Raw genomic sequence first — 17,781 nt, 5'->3', positions numbered from 1 at the left:
GATACATTATGGTACCCTCAACATTTTCTCGTTTGAAAGCCGCGCGTTGTCTGCCTGTTGTTCTGGCAGCCCTGATTTTCGCCGGTTGTGGCACCCATACCCCCGATCAGTCCACTGCCTATATGCAGGGCACGGCGCAGGCTGATTCTGCCTTTTATCTGCAGCAGATGCAGCAAAGCTCTGATGATACCAGGATCAACTGGCAATTACTCGCCATTCGTGCACTGGTGAAAGAAGGTAAAACCGGGCAAGCGGTAGAATTATTTAACCAACTGCCGCAGGAACTGAACGATACCCAGCGTCGCGAGAAAACTCTGCTGGCAGTAGAAATTAAACTGGCACAGAAAGATTTTACTGGCGCGCAAACCTTGCTGGTTAAAATTACTCCGGCAGATTTAGAGCCAAACCAGCAGGCACGTTACTGGCAGGCAAAAATCGATGCCAGCCAGGGGCGTCCTTCCATTGATTTATTGCGCGCTTTAATTGCTCAGGAACCGCTGCTCGGGGCGAAAGAAAAACAGCAAAATATTGACGCTACCTGGCAGGCGCTCTCCTCCATGACTCAGGAGCAGGCGAATACGCTGGTGATCAACGCCGACGAAAATATCCTGCAAGGCTGGCTGGATCTGCAACGCGTCTGGTTTGATAACCGCAACGATCCCGACATGATGAAGGCCGGCATTGCCGACTGGCAGAAACGTTACCCGAACAATCCGGGCGCGAAAATGCTGCCAACGCAGTTGGTAAACGTAAAAGCGTTTAAACCAGCGTCAACCAATAAAATCGCCCTGCTGTTGCCGTTGAATGGTCAGGCCGCGGTGTTTGGTCGCACTATTCAGCAAGGATTTGAAGCGGCGAAAAATATCGGTACTCAACCAGTAGCAGCGCAGGTAGCTGCCGCACCTGCCGCGGACGTCACAGAACAGCCCCAACCGCAAACCGTGGATGGCGTTGCCAGCCCGGCACAGGCCTCTGTTAGCGATCTGACGGGTGAAGAAACCGAGGCACAGCCGGTGCCTGTAAACACCCCAACTGCAACCACCGCAGCAGTAAGCGCACCAGCAAATCCGTCAGCAGAACTGAAAATCTACGATACTTCTTCACAACCGCTTAGCCAGATCCTCAACCAGGTACAGCAGGACGGCGCGAGTATTGTGGTCGGCCCGCTGCTGAAAAATAACGTTGAAGAGTTGCTGAAGAGCAACACCCCGCTGAACGTGCTGGCGCTTAACCAGCCGGAAAATATCGAAAACCGTGCCAACATCTGTTATTTCGCGCTGTCGCCGGAAGATGAAGCGCGCGATGCAGCACGTCATATTCGTGACCAGGGCAAACAAGCGCCGCTGGTGCTGATCCCGCGCAGTTCGCTGGGTGATCGCGTAGCAAATGCGTTTGCGCAAGAGTGGCAGAAACTGGGCGGCGGCACCGTTCTACAACAAAAATTCGGCTCTACCAGCGAATTACGCGCGGGTGTCAACGGCGGTTCAGGTATCGCTTTAACGGGGAGTCCGATTACCCCCAGAACGACAACCGATTCCGGCATGACCACAAACAACCCAACGCTGCAAACCACGCCAACCGATGACCAGTTCACCAATAATGGCGGTCGTGTCGATGCGGTATACATTGTGGCAACGCCAGGCGAAATCGCCTTCATCAAGCCGATGATTACCATGCGTAACGGCAGCCAGAGCGGCGCAACGCTGTACGCCAGCTCCCGCAGCGCACAAGGCTCCGCGGGTCCTGATTTCCGCCTGGAGATGGAAGGTTTACAGTACAGTGAAATCCCAATGCTGGCAGGGAGTAACCTGTCATTAATGCAGCAGGCACTCAGTGCTGTGAACAACGATTATTCGCTGGCGCGAATGTATGCGATGGGTGTCGATGCCTGGTCACTGGCGAATCATTTCTCGCAAATGCGCCAGGTTCAGGGGTTTGAAATCAACGGTAATACCGGAGGTCTGACGGCTAACCCGGATTGCGTGATTAACAGGAAGTTATCATGGCTACAGTACCAACAAGGTCAGGTAGTCCCCGCCAGTTAACCACTAAACAGACCGGCGATGCGTGGGAAAAACAAGCGCGTCGCTGGCTGGAAGGCAAAGGACTGCAGTTTGTCGCCGCCAACGTGAACGAGCGTGGCGGCGAGATCGATTTGATAATGCGTGAAGGCCAGACCACCGTTTTTGTCGAGGTGCGTTACCGCCGCTCTGCACTCTACGGCGGCGCAGCAGCCAGTGTGACCCGTAGCAAACAACACAAATTATTACAGACTGCCCGCTTGTGGCTCGCGCGCCATAATGGGAGTTTTGATACTGTGGATTGCCGGTTCGATGTGGTAGCCTTCACCGGGAATGATGTTGAGTGGATTAAGGATGCCTTTAATGACCACTCATAATTAAGGTTTAAGGATTAGCGTGCTAGAAAGAATAAAAGCTTGCTTCACTGAAAGCATTCAAACTCAAATTGCGGCGGCAGAGGCGCTTCCGGATGCCATCTCCCGTGCAGCCATGACGCTGGTTCAGTCTCTGCTTAATGGCAACAAAATCCTCTGTTGTGGTAATGGGACTTCCGCTGCCAACGCACAGCATTTTGCTGCCAGCATGATCAACCGTTTCGAAACGGAGCGGCCCAGCTTACCTGCCATTGCACTAAATACTGATAATGTTGTCTTAACGGCGATTGCCAATGATCGCTTGCATGATGAAGTATATGCAAAACAGGTACGGGCGCTGGGACATGCGGGAGATGTGCTGTTAGCCATTTCTACTCGCGGTAACAGCCGCGATATCGTTAAAGCTGTTGAAGCCGCCGTTACGCGTGATATGACTATTGTGGCATTAACCGGCTATGACGGCGGTGAACTTGCAGGGTTGTTAGGGCCGCAAGACGTGGAGATCCGTATTCCTTCGCATCGTAGTGCTCGCATTCAAGAAATGCACATGCTGACGGTAAATTGCCTGTGCGATCTGATCGATAACACGCTTTTCCCTCACCAGGATGATTAAGGAGAATACATGAAGGCATTATCGCCAATCGCAGTCCTTATTTCCGCACTGCTGTTGCAAGGTTGTGTTGCTGCTGCCGTTGTGGGTACAGCCGCTGTGGGAACTAAAGCAGCGACCGATCCGCGCAGTGTCGGCACCCAGGTGGACGATGGCACCCTGGAAGTGCGCGTTAACAGCGCATTGTCGAAAGATGAACAAATTAAGAAAGAAGCGCGCATTAATGTAACGGCCTATCAGGGCAAAGTGCTGCTGGTTGGGCAGTCACCAAACACCGAACTTTCGGCTCGTGCAAAACAGATTGCGATGGGCGTAGACGGTGCCAACGAAGTGTATAACGAGATTCGTCAGGGCCAACCAATTGGTCTGGGCGAAGCGTCGAATGATACGTGGATCACCACTAAAGTTCGCTCGCAGTTGCTGGCAAGCGACCTGGTGAAATCGTCTAACGTGAAAGTAACCACCGAAAACGGCGAAGTGTTCCTGATGGGGCTGGTGACTGAGCGTGAGGCGAAAGCAGCGGCAGATATTGCCAGCCGGGTGAGTGGTGTGAAACGTGTGACCACGGCATTTACGTTTATTAAATAACAGCTCTTTGTAAAGCCTGATGCGACGCTGCCGCGTCTTATCAGGCCTACAATGGCACAAACCACAGGTCGGATAAGGCGCTTGCGCCGCATCCGACATGTTTTCCCTCGAATCAGAACAACAGCGCCAGACTGCCGACAATAACACCCGATACCGCCACCATCGCTCCCGTCAGCCATAATGCCTTCGCCGGAAACGCTTTGCGCAGCATAACTAACGACGGCAAACTCACCGCCGGAAGGGTCATCAATAATGCCAGCGCCGGAGCGGTTCCCATCCCTGCCAGCATCATCGTCTGCACAATCGGAATTTCTGCCGCCGTGGGAATAACAAACAAGCATCCCGCTACCGCCATCACTATCACCCACATCAGGCTATTATCGACAGCGCCATCAGCATGGGGGAACAGCCAGACGCGAGCAGCCCCCAACGCCAGCACTGCCAGGATATAAACCGGGATCGTACTCCAGAAAAGCGTCCACAGCGCCCTGCCCCAGCGGCTAAAAAATCTGCCCTGCACTTCTGGCATGTCGATTTCGACCGGTGCCTGCGTTTGCGGTGTCTCACGCACCCATTTTTGTACCAGTGTTGCAATCAGCAACACCATCACCAGACCCGCCACCAGGCGAATCGCCGCAAAACCCCAGCCGAGAACAAAGCCCATAAACACCAGCGTTGCTGGGTTTAACAACGGATTCCCCATCCAGAATGCCAGCGCCCCTCCCATCGACACTTGTTGGCGGCGCATCCCCGCCGCGACCGGTGCCGCACAGCAGGTACACATCATTCCAGGCAGTGAAAACAGCGTTCCCAGTAACGTCCCGCGAAAGCGCGATTGTCCAAGCGTGCGCAACAACCAGTCACGAGGGATCAATACCTGAATCAACGATCCGAGGAGCACACCCAGCACCGCCGCTTTCCATACTGCAAGAAAGTAGATCATCGCGTAATCCAACGCTGCCTGCCACGGATTGGCATCCGCCTGTGCGAGGATTGATTTACCGATGCTGTGGGTTTCGGCGGCGGTAAAGGCCTTACCGTAGTAGGGTTGCCACTTCACATACCAGAGTCCGGCAATGACAACGAGAAAGAAAAGCGCGGGTTTCCACCACTGAATGGGCGTTGCCGCCTGAGATGAAGACTGACCAGCCATAGCATTCCCCAGGAAAAAGTTATGATAATTGAGCGCGAGAATATTACGCTCACCATCAATTATTGGGAATAATTATTCAGCTCTTTTGCGTAATTCTGAAGAGCTTAAAATGGTCACGCCTTCATGCTCTGGCCGCATCGCTTCTGCCAGCATTACCCGCGCCACGTCTCGCGCATCAATGGATTTCCAGTTCCCTGGTAGCAAACGGAACAGTGGCGCAAAAAGGGTTTCGTTCATCCGCTGTTTGTTACGATCGCCCAGCAACATCGACGGGCGAGCGATGGTCAGTTTCGGCCAGTTCTGAGCAATTAACGCCTCTTCCATCTCCCCTTTGACGCGGTTATAAAAAAATGGTGAATGCGCGTTTGCCCCCATCGCACTGACCACCAGCATATGCTGCGCGCCCAGCCGCCGTCCGGTTAATGCCGTATCCACCACCAGCGTGTAATCAGCGTGAATAAATGCCTCTTTACTGCCCGCCTCCCGCCGCGTGGTGCCAAGGCAACAAAAAACAATGTCTATCGGATCGGTGACCTGCGCCAGCGCGTCGGTCAATTGTGGATCGTGTGGGTTATAGACTCCCGGCATATCTGCTAATGGGCGTCGCGTCGGCGCGGCAATAGCCTGTACTTTCGGTTCATTAATCAACATCCGCAGTAGATGCCCACCCACCAGCCCCGTTGCGCCTGTAATTAAAACCTGACTCATATTGCCTCCGGCCCTGTATATGTACTCATGTTTAACTATAGGTTACCGTTGCCAGACCAGTTTTTTCCCAAAGCCCAGCGTGTTGTCGGTGAATTTTATCTCATCGAGGCGGATTTCCCACACCGGTGCCGACAGCGTCCGGGCAACCGGGAAGCGGCGATTATAGGCCTGACGTGCGAGGTCACTTTCCTCACCTTCCAGTCTGCGGATCTCACCTTTAAACTGCACGCCACGAATTAATGCCACCGTTTTCGGCTGACCATTTACCGTTCCGGCAACCGGAGCCTGCGGCCCGCTCATCTGCGCATGCCGCGTTTTTTCTTCCGTCAAAATGTAAAATGCAACTTTCTGCGCATCAAAAAGATAAAAGGCATTGGCGCACCACAGTTCCCCGTCCTGCTGCACGCACCAGGTGACAACATGTTGTTTTGCCAGCCAACGGCTAATTGCGGTGAGTGTTTCCATTTCTGTTCTCTTTTATACTGTTGGCCAGACCTTAACATGTGACACAGACGATGACACCCTGGTTCCTTTACTTGATTCGTACCGCCGACAATAAGCTTTATACCGGGATCACCACGGACGTCGAACGCCGCTATCAGCAGCATCAAAGCGGTAAAGGGGCGAAAGCACTGCGCGGGAAAGGCAAACTGACATTGGCATTTTCCGCACCGGTTGGCGACCGTTCGCTGGCATTACGGGCGGAATATCGCGTCAAGCAACTGACCAAACGACAGAAAGAATGCCTGGTTGCGGAAGGCGCTGGGTTTGCAGAGTTATTAAGTAGCCTGCAAACCCCGGAGGTTAAAAGCGATTGAAGTGATCGTGGTACTCAACCAGCCCGGTTACACCATTCAGCGCGTCATCCGCTAAACGATGTACCAGGAAGGCACTTTCTGTGCCCGGCCAGCGGCAACGCAGATCGTGATGCGCCGCCAGTTCAAAGCCAAAACGGCTGTACAGCGCCGGATCGCCCAGCGTTACCACTGCGGCATAGCCGAACTCATTAAGCGAATCCAGTCCTTCATAGACCAGTTGGCGTGCCAGCCCTTGCCCGCGATATTTTTCATCTACCGCCAGCGGAGCCATGCCAACCCATTGCAGGTCTTCGCCCTGCACATCTACCGGACTGAATGCCACATAGCCAATGACCTGGCCTTCGTCATCTGTCGCCACCAGTCCCAGCGTCAGAAAGCCATCTTCACGCAGATCGTGAACCAGCTTCGCTTCCGCATCGCTTTCGAATGAACGACGCAGCAGGGCATCAATACCCGGCGCATCAATGGGAATTTCTACTCGAATTAGCATGGTTCACCTACCGATGTCTGTTTGGTTTCAGGCGTGGTTTTCATCCCCGCCTCAACAAAATCCGCCAGTTGCAGCAGCATCATGCGTAAGGCTTTTGGCATTTGCTCCAGTTCAATGGCGTCCATCAGGTTTTTCACATACAGCCCCAGCTCCGTATCACCTTCAATCACTAGCCGACGCTGGAAGAAAAGTGTATCCGGATCCTGTTTACGCGCTGCGATCATCAGCAGATCGCTGGCGTCGGCACTAAAACTCACGTCTGCTTGCGCGTTCTGGCTAACGACCAGTTTGCCATTCACCACCGAGGTAAACCATTGCAGGTCAATATCACGCACATGAATACTTAACCAGCGGCCTTCAAGGAACTCCAGCTCGCCATCGTCCAGCGCCTGGCGAAATTGCCAGCTTAAGACTTGCTCAAGAACCTGGCGTTTTAGCGCAAATGGCGTCAGTTTTACCGGTACACTCAACAGAGATGGCCCCAGATGCACAATACGGGAACGCAGTTTATCCAACACGAGTTTTACTCCCTGTTTCAACAATCATCCTATTTTGCCATATCAGGAAAATAACATAGCGGTATAAATCAACAATTCCATATGAAATTGCTGCTACCACCAATACAACTTTAACTGCCTTAAATCAAAAATTGTCGCAGCAAGGTTAACTAAAATCCCAGTTCGTTAACATTTTTGCGTTTTGATAGCGCAACCTTCAGGAAAAATTATGGAGCTGCTCTGCCCTGCCGGAAATCTCCCGGCGCTTAAGGCGGCCATCGAAAACGGCGCAGATGCTGTTTATATCGGGCTAAAAGATGATACCAATGCCCGTCACTTCGCCGGCCTTAACTTTACCGAGAAAAAATTGCAGGAAGCGGTGAGTTTTGTCCATCAACATCGCCGCAAACTTCACATCGCGATTAACACTTTTGCGCACCCGGACGGCTACGCCCGCTGGCAACGTGCCGTGGATATGGCGGCACAACTGGGTGCCGACGCGCTGATCCTTGCCGATCTTGCCATGCTGGAGTACGCCGCCGAGCGTTACCCACATATTGAGCGTCACGTGTCGGTGCAGGCTTCAGCGACCAATGAAGAGGCAATTAACTTTTATCATCGCCATTTTGATGTCGCCCGCGTGGTGCTACCACGCGTACTGTCGATTCACCAGGTGAAACAACTGGCACGGGTCACGCCAGTTCCGCTGGAGGTCTTTGCTTTCGGCAGCCTGTGCATTATGTCGGAAGGACGTTGCTATCTGTCGTCGTATCTGACCGGTGAGTCGCCCAACACCGTGGGTGCGTGTTCTCCTGCCCGCTTCGTGCGCTGGCAACAAACGCCGCAGGGGCTGGAATCCCGCCTTAACGAGGTGCTGATCGACCGTTATCAGGACGGCGAAAACGCAGGTTATCCGACGCTGTGTAAAGGGCGTTATCTGGTGGACGGCGAGCGCTATCACGCACTGGAAGAACCAACCAGTCTCAATACCCTGGAACTGCTGCCTGAGCTAATGGCGGTGAATATTGCTTCGGTGAAAATCGAAGGCCGCCAGCGTAGCCCGGCGTATGTCAGCCAGGTGGCGAAAGTCTGGCGTCAGGCTATCGACCGTTGTAAGGCCGATCCGCAAAACTTCGTGCCACAAAACGCGTGGATGGAGACGCTCGGGTCGATGTCCGAAGGCACGCAAACCACCCTTGGCGCATATCACCGTAAATGGCAGTGAGAAAAGCAATGAAATATTCCTTAGGGCCAGTGCTGTGGTACTGGCCAAAAGAGACGCTGGAAGAATTTTATCAGCAGGCCGCCACCAGCAGCGCCGACGTGATTTATCTTGGTGAAGCGGTATGCAGCAAGCGTCGGGCAACGAAAGTTGGCGACTGGCTGGAGATGGCAAAATCGCTCGCCGGAAGTGGCAAGCAGATTGTGCTCTCCACGCTGGCGCTGGTACAGGCCTCTTCCGAGCTGGGCGAACTGAAACGCTATGTTGAGAACGGCGAGTTTCTGATTGAAGCCAGCGATCTCGGCGTGGTGAATATGTGCGCCGAACGCAAACTCCCGTTCGTCGCCGGGCATGCGCTGAACTGCTACAACGCAGTGACGCTGAAAATATTGCTCAAACAGGGCATGATGCGCTGGTGTATGCCGGTAGAACTTTCCCGCGACTGGCTGGTGAATCTGCTCAATCAGTGTGATGAACTGGGTATTCGCAACCAGTTTGAAGTGGAAGTCTTGAGCTACGGCCATCTGCCGCTGGCGTACTCAGCCCGCTGCTTCACCGCACGCTCGGAGGATCGCCCGAAAGATGAGTGCGAAACCTGCTGCATTAAATATCCGAACGGGCGCAACGTGCTGTCACAGGAAGATCAGCAGGTGTTTGTGCTCAACGGCATTCAGACCATGAGCGGCTATGTTTACAACCTCGGTAACGAGCTGGCGTCAATGCAGGGGCTGGTCGATGTGGTTCGCCTGTCACCGCAGGGCACAGACACTTTTGCTATGCTCGACGCCTTCCGCGCCAATGAAAATGGCGCTGCGCCGCTGCCGTTAACGGCTAATAGCGACTGCAACGGTTACTGGAAACGGCTGGCAGGGCTGGAACTGCAAGCGTAAGTAAATAGCTCACTTTGTTAACAACTTTAACTACTCTTTAATGCAGTATTAAAGATTAATCGGTAACAAAGTGAGCTGTTATGACTGATAAAACCATTCCGTTTTCGCTACTCGATCTGGCCCCCATCCCCGAAGGTTCAACGGCGCGAGAAGCGTTCTCCCACTCTCTGGACCTGGCTCGTCTGGCTGAAAAGCGCGGCTATCATCGCTACTGGCTGGCGGAACATCACAATATGACCGGCATTGCCAGTGCGGCGACATCGGTGTTGATTGGCTATCTGGCAGCGAATACCACCACGCTGCATCTGGGTTCCGGCGGCGTGATGTTACCTAACCATTCACCGTTGGTAATTGCAGAACAGTTCGGCACACTCAATACGCTCTATCCGGGTCGAATCGATTTGGGGCTGGGTCGTGCTCCAGGTAGCGATCAGCGAACAATGATGGCGCTGCGTCGCCATATGAGTGGTGATATTGATAATTTCCCCCGCGATGTTGCTGAGCTGGTGGACTGGTTTGACGCTCGTGATCCCAATCCACATGTACGCCCGGTGCCAGGCTATGGCGAGAAAATCCCGGTGTGGTTATTAGGCTCCAGCCTTTACAGCGCACAACTGGCGGCGCAGCTCGGCCTGCCGTTTGCCTTTGCCTCACACTTCGCGCCGGATATGCTGTTCCAGGCACTACAACTTTATCGCAGCAACTTCAAACCCTCCGCACGACTGGAGAAACCGTACGCAATGGTGTGTATCAATATCATCGCCGCTGATAGCAACCGCGACGCTGAATTCCTGTTTACCTCGATGCAGCAAGCCTTTGTGAAGCTACGCCGCGGTGAAACCGGGCAACTGCCACCACCGATTCAGAATATGGATCAGTTCTGGTCGCCGTCCGAGCAGTATGGCGTGCAGCAGGCGCTGAGTATGTCGCTGGTGGGCGATACAGCGAAAGTGCGTCACGGTTTACAGTCGATCCTGCGCGAAACCGACGCTGATGAGATTATGGTTAACGGGCAGATTTTCGACCACCAGGCGCGGCTGCATTCGTTTGAACTGGCGATGGATGTGAAGGAAGATTTACTGGGATAGTGTGTTTTATTTTGTCGGATACGGCGGGAAGCCTTATCCGACCTGGCAACGCCGCCCTACGTAGACCTGATAACCGAAGCGCATCAGGCATTGTGCAGGCAGCAGAAATGTCGGATAAGGCACAGATGATTACTGATACACCGGCAGCAAATTAAAGCTCGATAAAATATGGATCAATGCATTGCCAATACCAAATAGCAGAATCAGAACGATCATCGGTTTGCCGCCCCAGACGCGGAATTTCGGGCTGCCAAAGCGTTTACGCGATGCGCGGGCCAGCAGAGCCGGAACAATTGCCGCCCAGATGGTAGCAGCTAAACCAGCATAACCAATGGCGTAGAGAAATCCGTTAGGGAACAGCAGGCCACCAACGACAGGTGGCGCAAAGGTCAACAGTGCCGTTTTAAAGCGCCCCAATGCCGAATCATCAAAGCCAAACAGATCCGCCAGATAGTCGAACAGGCCCAGCGTTACGCCGAGGAACGAACTCGCTACCGCAAAGTTTGAGAACACTACCAGCAGCAGATCCAGACTACGACTGTTCAGCACACCGCTTAATGCCTGCACCAGCACATCAATATTTCCGCCCTTCTCTGCAATGCCAATAAACTCCGGACGCGGAATGTTGCCCATCGTCGCCAGCAACCAGATGGTATACAGCGCCAGCGCCATCAACGTACCGTACACCAGACATTTCACAATGGTTTTCGGGTCTTTGCCGTAATACTTCATCAGGCTTGGTACGTTGCCGTGATAACCAAACGACGCCAGACAGAACGGTAGTGTCATCAGCAGATACGGTGCATAAGACGCATTGCTTTCCGCAACGTTGAACAATGTCGCAGGCTGCACATGCCCCAGCAAGCTACCGAAGGTGAGGAAGAATGTAATAACTTTCGCTCCCAACACAATCGCCGTCATACGGCTGACTGCTTTGGTGCTCAACCACACCACAAACGCCACCAACAGTGCAAAACCAAAACCTGCCGCTCTGGCCGGAACATTCAGCGACATCTCCGCGAAGGTGTGATGCAAAATAGAACCGCTGGCAGAAATATAGGCGTAGGTCAGAATGTAGAGCACAAAGGCAATAGAGATACCGTTGACGACATTCCAGCCTTTGCCCAGCAAATCTTTGGTGATGGTATCGAAGCTCGAACCGATTCGATAATTCAGGTTAGCTTCCAAAATCATCAATCCGGAATGCAGCATACAAAACCAGGTGAAGATTAGCGCCGCCATTGACCAGAAAAACCACGCCCCGGACATGACCACGGGCAAGGAGAACATCCCTGCGCCAATAATGGTGCCGCCGATAATCACCACGCCGCCAAGCAGCGACGGTGACGTTTGGGTGGTGGTTAGTGTTGCCATAAGGGCTTCTCTCCAGTGAAAAATAGTGCGACTGCGTTGTTATGTGTTGCACTGTACCAGTACGCGAGTACAAAAGAAATAAAAAAAGCCCCAATCGATATGATTAGGGCTGTATATATTATTTTACAGAATGTATTCGCTGATCAGCGCGAATTACGCATCGCCACCGAAACGACGACGACCGGTAGACTCTTCACGACGCGGTGCACGGCCTTCGCGACGTTCGCCACTGAAGCGACGACCATCACCACGACCACCTTCACGGCGTTCACCGCTGAAGTTGCGACCGCCTTCACGACGCTCGCCACTGACACCACGACCACCACCACGACGTTCAGTTTGCGGCTGTGCATCGCCCAGCAGTTGCATGTTCATCGGCTTGTTGAGGATACGGGTACGCGTAAAGTGTTGCAGCACTTCACCCGGCATACCTTTCGGCAATTCGATGGTGGAGTGAGAAGCAAACAGCTTGATGTTACCGATGTAACGGCTGCTGATGTCACCTTCGTTAGCAATTGCGCCAACGATATGACGAACTTCAACGCCATCATCACGCCCCACCTCAATGCGGTACAACTGCATATCGCCAACATCGCGACGTTCACGACGCGGACGATCTTCACGGTCACCACGCGGGCCACGGTCGTTACGATCGCGCGGACCACGATCATCACGGTCACGGAACTCACGTTTCGGACGCATCGGCGCATCTGGCGGCACGATCAGAGTACGTTCGCCCTGTGCCATTTTCAGCAGTGCGGCAGCCAGAGTTTCGAGATCCAGCTCTTCACCTTCTGCAGTCGGCTGAATTTTGCTCAGCAGTGCACGGTATTGATCCAGATCGCTGCTTTCCAGTTGCTGCTGTACTTTAGCAGCAAATTTTTCCAGACGGCGTTTGCCCAGCAGTTCTGCGTTCGGCAGTTCTACTTCTGGAATGGTCAGCTTCATAGTACGTTCAATGTTGCGCAGCAGACGACGCTCGCGGTTCTCAACGAACAGCAGCGCACGACCCGCACGACCCGCACGACCGGTACGACCGATACGGTGAACGTAAGACTCGGAATCCATCGGGATATCGTAGTTAACCACCAGGCTGATACGCTCAACGTCCAGGCCACGGGCCGCAACGTCGGTCGCGATCAGGATATCCAGACGACCATCTTTCAGACGTTCCAGAGTCTGCTCACGCAGTGCCTGGTTCATGTCACCGTTCAGGGCAGCACTATTGTAACCGCTGCGCTCAAGGGCTTCAGCCACTTCCAGAGTCGCGTTTTTGGTACGAACGAAGATAATCGCCGCATCAAAATCTTCCGCTTCCAGGAAACGTACCAGCGCTTCGTTTTTGCGCATACCCCAGACAGTCCAGTAGCTCTGGCTGATGTCAGGGCGGGTAGTCACGCTGGACTGAATGCGCACTTCCTGCGGCTCTTTCATAAAGCGGCGGGTAATGCGACGAATCGCTTCCGGCATGGTTGCAGAGAACAGAGCGGTCTGATGACCTTCCGGGATCTGCGCCATAATGGTTTCAACGTCTTCGATGAAGCCCATGCGCAGCATTTCGTCAGCTTCATCCAGAACCAGACCGCTCAGTTTAGAGAGATCCAGAGTGCCACGTTTCAGGTGGTCCAGCAGACGGCCCGGAGTACCGACAACGATCTGCGGCCCCTGACGCAGGGCACGTAATTGCACGTCATAACGCTGGCCGCCGTAAAGGGCAACCACGTTTACGCCGCGCATGTGTTTAGAGAAATCCGTCATTGCTTCAGCAACCTGTACCGCCAGTTCGCGGGTCGGTGCCAACACCAGAATCTGTGGTGCTTTCAGCTCAGGATCAAGATTTTGCAGCAGAGGTAAAGAGAATGCTGCAGTTTTTCCGCTCCCCGTCTGGGCCATACCCAGAACGTCGCGGCCATTCAGCAGATGTGGGATACACTCTGCCTGAATTGGAGATGGTTTTTCGTAACCCAGATCGTTAAGGGCTTCAAGGATAGGAGCCTTCAGGCCCAGATCTGCAAAAGTGGTTTCGAATTCAGCCATGTAGTACGTGTGCCTCAAAATTAATGGCGGCCAGTCTACATAACTCATCATGAAATTGATCAGCAATTTTCATTGAAAAGTGTGAACCGGCTCAAAGTAGGTGTATTAACGAACAACAACGCCCTCACCCGTTAAGGTGATGGCAATCAAATAAGATTACGGGCTGATGTGTACGTCAGCTATTGCTGGTCCGATTCTGCCAGGTCATCTTGGTCCTGGCCCAGGAGCGATAATTCCAACAATGCGTATCGGTGCTCAACAAAGTTATGAACGTTGTTGGCAACCGCCAGTTTGAACAGTGCCGTGGCGCTGTCCAAATCCCCCAGACTTAGGTAGTACTTACCTAAATAGAAGTTGGTTTCACTGAGATGCTCAGCGAGCGAGGTGTTATCCGTTGCGTCCGCCTTGAGCCTTTCCATTAACGTTTGTTCGCTAATGTTGCCCAGGTAGAACTCGACAATGTTCCATCCCCACTGTTCCTTGTCCGATTTTTCGAAGTGCTGTTTCAACACTTCTTTAGCCTGCTTCTCATCGAGCTTCTGCTCAGCGAGATAAAGCCACAGACTACGGAAAGGATCATTGGGATCGTCTTGATAAAACGCCAGCAGATCATCTTGCGCTAACTTGTCACGACCGCCGTAATATAATGCGATCCCGCGATTCAAGTGCGCGTAGTTGTAAGTTGGATCAAGCTCAAGTACAGAATCAAACGCTTCATAGGCAGCATCAAAATTGCCTGCCTGCGTTAAATATATGCCTAAGTAATTGAATACTTCAGGCATATCCGGTCGGATTGCCAGCGCTTGCGAAAAATCGTTACGCGCTAATGCCCTCAGACCGAGACTATCATACAACACTCCGCGCTCATATAAAAGCTGCGCGCGTTCGTCATCGGTTAAAGCCCGACTGGCAAGGATCTGTTCCATACGTGCCAGAATCACTTCCTGCTGTAAAGTCGGTTGCAATGGTACTGCGAGGACTTCACTTTTACGCCAGGAAGTATTACTGCATCCTGCAAGCGTAAGTGCTGTCGCAACGAAACACCAGCGCAAAAAAGGCTTCATTTCCCACTCCCGAAGACCACGGTTGAATGAACGTCCTGTTCCCGGTTGCTAACAAGGCGTCCTGCCCGGTTAAAAGCCCCCCGTCAACGCGGAGGGCAAATGGCAACCTTACTCGCCCTGTTCAGCAGCCGGAGCTTCCGGTGCTACAGCAGGTTGAGACTGCTCAGTCGCTTCTTTAATGCTCAGACGGATACGGCCCTGGCGATCAACTTCCAGAACTTTTACCGGAACTTCCTGACCCATCTGCAGGTAATCAGTCACTTTCTCAACACGCTTGTCAGCGATTTGAGAGATGTGTACCAGACCTTCTTTACCGCCGCCGATGGCAACAAATGCGCCAAAGTCAACGATACGGGTCACTTTACCATTGTAGACGCGACCCACTTCGATTTCTGCAGTGATCTCTTCGATACGACGAATAGCGTGTTTTGCTTTCTCGCCGTCGGTCGCGGCGATCTTCACAGTACCGTCATCTTCGATTTCGATAGTGGTGCCGGTTTCTTCAGTCAGAGCACGGATTACAGAACCGCCTTTACCGATAACGTCTTTAATCTTGTCCGGGTTAATCTTAATGGTATGGATACGCGGAGCGAACTCAGAGATATCGCCACGCGGCGCGTTGATCGCCTGTTCCATTACGCCCAGGATGTGCAGACGCGCACCTTTAGCCTGGTTCAGCGCAACCTGCATGATCTCTTTGGTAATACCTTCAATTTTGATATCCATCTGCAGTGCAGAGATACCGTCACGGGAACCCGCAACTTTGAAGTCCATATCGCCCAGGTGGTCTTCGTCACCCAGAATGTCAGACAGTACAACGTAGTTGTCGCCTTCTTTCACCAGCCCCATTGCGATACCCGCAACAGCGGCTTTGATTGGCACACCTGCGTCCATCAGCGCCAGAGACGCACCGCACACAGAAGCCATAGAAGAAGAACCGTTGGATTCGGTGATTTCAGACACAACACGTACGGTGTACGGGAATTTGTCCATATCCGGCATTACTGCCAGCACGCCGCGCTTCGCCAGACGACCGTGACCAATTTCACGACGCTTCGGAGAACCGACCATGCCGGTTTCGCCTACGGAGTACGGAGGGAAGTTGTAGTGGAACAGGAAGGTGTCAGTACGTTCGCCCATCAGTTCATCAAGAACCTGTGCGTCACGTGCAGTACCCAGTGTTGCGGTAACCAGCGCCTGAGTTTCACCACGGGTAAACAGCGCAGAACCGTGAGTACGCGGCAGCACGCCTGTGCGCACATCCAGACCACGGATCATATCTTTTTCACGACCGTCGATACGCGGTTCGCCTGCCAGTACGCGGCTACGAACAACGTTTTTCTCGATAGCGTGCAGAATTTCACCCAGTTCGTTTTCGTCCAGGGTTTCGTCTTCAGCAAGCAGCGTAGCGATGGTTTCAGATTTGATGACATCAACCTGTGCATAACGCTCTTGTTTGTCGGTGATGCGGTAAGCATCGCTCAGACGAGCTTCAGCCAGTGCAGCAACGCGCGCGTTCAGCGCTTCGTTTACCGGCTCCGGCTGCCAGTCCCAACGCGGTTTACCGGCTTCTTTCACCAGTTCATTGATGTTCTGAATAACAACCTGCTGCTGTTCATGACCGAACACCACTGCGCCCAACATGACGTCTTCGCTCAGCAGTTCTGCTTCAGATTCAACCATCAGCACAGCGGCTTCAGTACCGGCAACAACCAGATCCAGTTTGCTCTCTTTCAGCTCATCCTGAGTTGGGTTCAGTACATACTGGTCATTGATGTAACCCACGCGAGCAGCACCAATCGGACCATTGAACGGGATACCAGACAGAGACAGTGCTGCGGAAGCACCAATCATCGCAACGATATCCGGGTTAACCTGCGGGTTAACAGAAACCACGGTGGCGATAACCTGAACTTCGTTGACGAAGCCTTCCGGGAACAGCGGGCGAATCGGGCGGTCAATCAGACGCGCGATCAGGGTTTCGCCTTCGCTTGGACGGCCTTCACGACGGAAGAAGCTACCCGGGATACGACCAGCAGCGTAGGTACGCTCCTGATAGTTAACGGTCAGAGGGAAGAAGTCCTGACCTGGTTTGGCTTTTTTCTGGCCAACAACGGTAACGAATACCGCGGTGTCATCCATGCTAACCATAACTGCGGCAGTGGCTTGACGCGCCATCATGCCAGTTTCCAGTGTAACGGTATGTTGGCCGTACTGGAATTTACGAACGATCGGATTAAGCAATGTAATATCCTTTCTCTTTCTTAGACAGCACCTTAACGGCACTGGTGTTAATACCCGATCTTCTGCGCATCCTCGCGACTAATGACAACCCTAACCCAGCCTGATGTGGGTAAAGCCTCTCATTAGCCGCGCGAACCTCTGCAACGGAAGATCATTCATAGCAACAATACATTAGTTTCCAGTGAATTGCTGCCATCAGCTTGAAAAAAGGGGCCACTCAGGCCCCCTTTTCTGAAACTCGCAAGAATTAGCGACGCAGACCCAGGCGCTCGATGAGCTGGGTGTAACGTGCTACGTCTTTACGTTTCAGGTAGTCGAGCAGTTTACGACGCTGAGAAACCATGCGCAGCAGACCACGACGGCTGTGGTGATCTTTTTTGTGCTCTGCAAAGTGGCCCTGCAGGTGGTTAATCTGTGCAGTCAGCAGTGCTACCTGAACTTCGGTAGAACCGGTGTCGTTTGCACCACGACCAAACTCAGAAACGATTTTAGCTGTTGCTTCAGTACTTAGAGACATTTTAAAACTCCAAAGTATATAGAATGAAAGGACGCCGATCTCTAATTCAGCGATCCCAGTGTACGTTACGTAAAGTGTTAAACAAT

Annotated in this window: 19 protein-coding genes; 8 read left to right on the top strand and 11 right to left on the bottom strand. The window is 53.0% G+C overall.

Going from position 1 to position 17,781, the window contains the following annotated elements; genetic code table 11:
• Positions 1-8: 8 nt before the first annotated feature.
• Genes lpoA through dolP form a run of 4 tightly spaced genes read left to right on the top strand, consistent with a single transcriptional unit; the run spans position 9 to position 3,593 of the window.
• Positions 9-2,045 carry a penicillin-binding protein activator LpoA gene (gene lpoA / locus C7B16_RS07535; RefSeq protein WP_016249240.1) on the top strand — a complete coding sequence of 679 codons (2,037 nt, stop codon included), beginning with the start codon at positions 9-11 and terminating at the stop codon, positions 2,043-2,045.
• On the top strand, positions 2,003-2,398 hold the full coding sequence (locus C7B16_RS07530; RefSeq protein WP_000246845.1) for a YraN family protein: 396 nt from the start codon (positions 2,003-2,005) through the stop codon (positions 2,396-2,398). Before lpoA ends, C7B16_RS07530 begins: the two co-directional genes overlap by 43 nt.
• Positions 2,399-2,417: 19 nt before the next feature.
• Complete coding sequence (diaA, locus tag C7B16_RS07525; protein ID WP_000893477.1) at positions 2,418-3,008, top strand: DnaA initiator-associating protein DiaA; 591 nt, start codon at positions 2,418-2,420, stop codon at positions 3,006-3,008.
• Between the two features lie 9 nt (positions 3,009-3,017).
• Positions 3,018-3,593, top strand: a complete 576-nt coding sequence (dolP, locus tag C7B16_RS07520; protein WP_000646038.1) for a division/outer membrane stress-associated lipid-binding lipoprotein — start codon at positions 3,018-3,020, stop codon at positions 3,591-3,593.
• Between the two features lie 112 nt (positions 3,594-3,705).
• Here dolP and C7B16_RS07515 read toward each other — a convergent pair whose 3' ends face one another.
• From C7B16_RS07515 to C7B16_RS07505, 3 genes are all read right to left on the bottom strand, one after another.
• Positions 3,706-4,746, bottom strand: coding sequence for a permease (locus tag C7B16_RS07515; RefSeq protein WP_016249242.1), 1,041 nt, complete (start codon positions 4,744-4,746; stop codon positions 3,706-3,708).
• 72 nt (positions 4,747-4,818) lie between these two features.
• Positions 4,819-5,454 carry an NAD(P)H-binding protein gene (locus C7B16_RS07510; protein ID WP_001517153.1) on the bottom strand — a complete coding sequence of 212 codons (636 nt, stop codon included), beginning with the start codon at positions 5,452-5,454 and terminating at the stop codon, positions 4,819-4,821.
• A gap of 42 nt (positions 5,455-5,496) precedes the next feature.
• Positions 5,497-5,919: a YhbP family protein gene (locus C7B16_RS07505; protein ID WP_000449448.1), complete on the bottom strand. Its 423-nt coding sequence runs from the start codon at positions 5,917-5,919 to the stop codon at positions 5,497-5,499.
• A 50-nt stretch (positions 5,920-5,969) separates the two neighbouring features.
• Here C7B16_RS07505 and yhbQ point away from each other — a divergent pair, with 50 nt between their 5' ends.
• Positions 5,970-6,272, top strand: coding sequence for a DNA damage response exodeoxyribonuclease YhbQ (gene yhbQ, locus C7B16_RS07500; protein WP_000189335.1), 303 nt, complete (start codon positions 5,970-5,972; stop codon positions 6,270-6,272).
• On the opposite strand, the gene C7B16_RS07495 is transcribed toward yhbQ, so the two are convergent.
• Together C7B16_RS07495 and ubiT are read right to left on the bottom strand one after the other, a co-directional pair.
• The gene (locus tag C7B16_RS07495; protein ID WP_000908549.1) at positions 6,259-6,762 is read right to left on the bottom strand and encodes a GNAT family N-acetyltransferase; all 504 of its coding nucleotides are present in this window, start codon (positions 6,760-6,762) and stop codon (positions 6,259-6,261) included. The two genes, yhbQ and C7B16_RS07495, sit on opposite strands and share 14 nt — an antisense overlap.
• The gene (gene ubiT, locus C7B16_RS07490; RefSeq protein ID WP_001517154.1) at positions 6,756-7,280 is read right to left on the bottom strand and encodes a ubiquinone anaerobic biosynthesis accessory factor UbiT; all 525 of its coding nucleotides are present in this window, start codon (positions 7,278-7,280) and stop codon (positions 6,756-6,758) included. The genes C7B16_RS07495 and ubiT overlap by 7 nt, the downstream gene beginning before the upstream one ends.
• A gap of 208 nt (positions 7,281-7,488) precedes the next feature.
• Here ubiT and ubiU point away from each other — a divergent pair, with 208 nt between their 5' ends.
• The 3 genes from ubiU to C7B16_RS07475 all read left to right on the top strand — a co-directional run bounded on the left by ubiU (position 7,489) and on the right by C7B16_RS07475 (position 10,459).
• Entirely contained in the window at positions 7,489-8,484 is a 996-nt protein-coding gene (gene ubiU, locus C7B16_RS07485; protein ID WP_107179534.1) for a ubiquinone anaerobic biosynthesis protein UbiU, read from the top strand.
• 8 nt (positions 8,485-8,492) lie between these two features.
• Positions 8,493-9,371 (top strand): U32 family peptidase, encoded by an 879-nt coding sequence (locus tag C7B16_RS07480; RefSeq protein WP_001517156.1) that lies wholly within the window; start codon positions 8,493-8,495, stop codon positions 9,369-9,371.
• Between the two features lie 80 nt (positions 9,372-9,451).
• On the top strand, positions 9,452-10,459 hold the full coding sequence (locus C7B16_RS07475; RefSeq protein ID WP_107179533.1) for a luciferase-like monooxygenase: 1,008 nt from the start codon (positions 9,452-9,454) through the stop codon (positions 10,457-10,459).
• Between the two features lie 129 nt (positions 10,460-10,588).
• Here C7B16_RS07475 and mtr read toward each other — a convergent pair whose 3' ends face one another.
• From mtr to rpsO, 6 genes are all read right to left on the bottom strand, one after another.
• Positions 10,589-11,833 (bottom strand): tryptophan permease, encoded by a 1,245-nt coding sequence (gene mtr, locus C7B16_RS07470; RefSeq protein WP_001517158.1) that lies wholly within the window; start codon positions 11,831-11,833, stop codon positions 10,589-10,591.
• A 153-nt stretch (positions 11,834-11,986) separates the two neighbouring features.
• On the bottom strand, positions 11,987-13,870 hold the full coding sequence (gene deaD / locus C7B16_RS07465) for an ATP-dependent RNA helicase DeaD (RefSeq protein ID WP_107179532.1): 1,884 nt from the start codon (positions 13,868-13,870) through the stop codon (positions 11,987-11,989).
• Positions 13,863-13,943 (bottom strand): protein YrbN, encoded by an 81-nt coding sequence (yrbN, locus tag C7B16_RS07460; RefSeq protein ID WP_010723222.1) that lies wholly within the window; start codon positions 13,941-13,943, stop codon positions 13,863-13,865. The genes deaD and yrbN overlap by 8 nt, the downstream gene beginning before the upstream one ends.
• A gap of 106 nt (positions 13,944-14,049) precedes the next feature.
• Positions 14,050-14,934 carry a lipoprotein NlpI gene (gene nlpI / locus C7B16_RS07455; RefSeq protein ID WP_000802080.1) on the bottom strand — a complete coding sequence of 295 codons (885 nt, stop codon included), beginning with the start codon at positions 14,932-14,934 and terminating at the stop codon, positions 14,050-14,052.
• A 108-nt stretch (positions 14,935-15,042) separates the two neighbouring features.
• Positions 15,043-17,178, bottom strand: a complete 2,136-nt coding sequence (pnp, locus tag C7B16_RS07450; RefSeq protein ID WP_000933928.1) for a polyribonucleotide nucleotidyltransferase — start codon at positions 17,176-17,178, stop codon at positions 15,043-15,045.
• A 247-nt stretch (positions 17,179-17,425) separates the two neighbouring features.
• Positions 17,426-17,695 (bottom strand): 30S ribosomal protein S15, encoded by a 270-nt coding sequence (gene rpsO, locus C7B16_RS07445; protein WP_000059469.1) that lies wholly within the window; start codon positions 17,693-17,695, stop codon positions 17,426-17,428.
• Positions 17,696-17,781: the final 86 nt, after the last annotated feature.

This window comes from Escherichia sp. 20412-1, from assembly GCF_003027595.1.
GTDB lineage: Bacteria > Pseudomonadota > Gammaproteobacteria > Enterobacterales > Enterobacteriaceae > Escherichia > Escherichia marmotae.
This window is presented reverse-complemented; position numbering and strand designations above follow the sequence as displayed.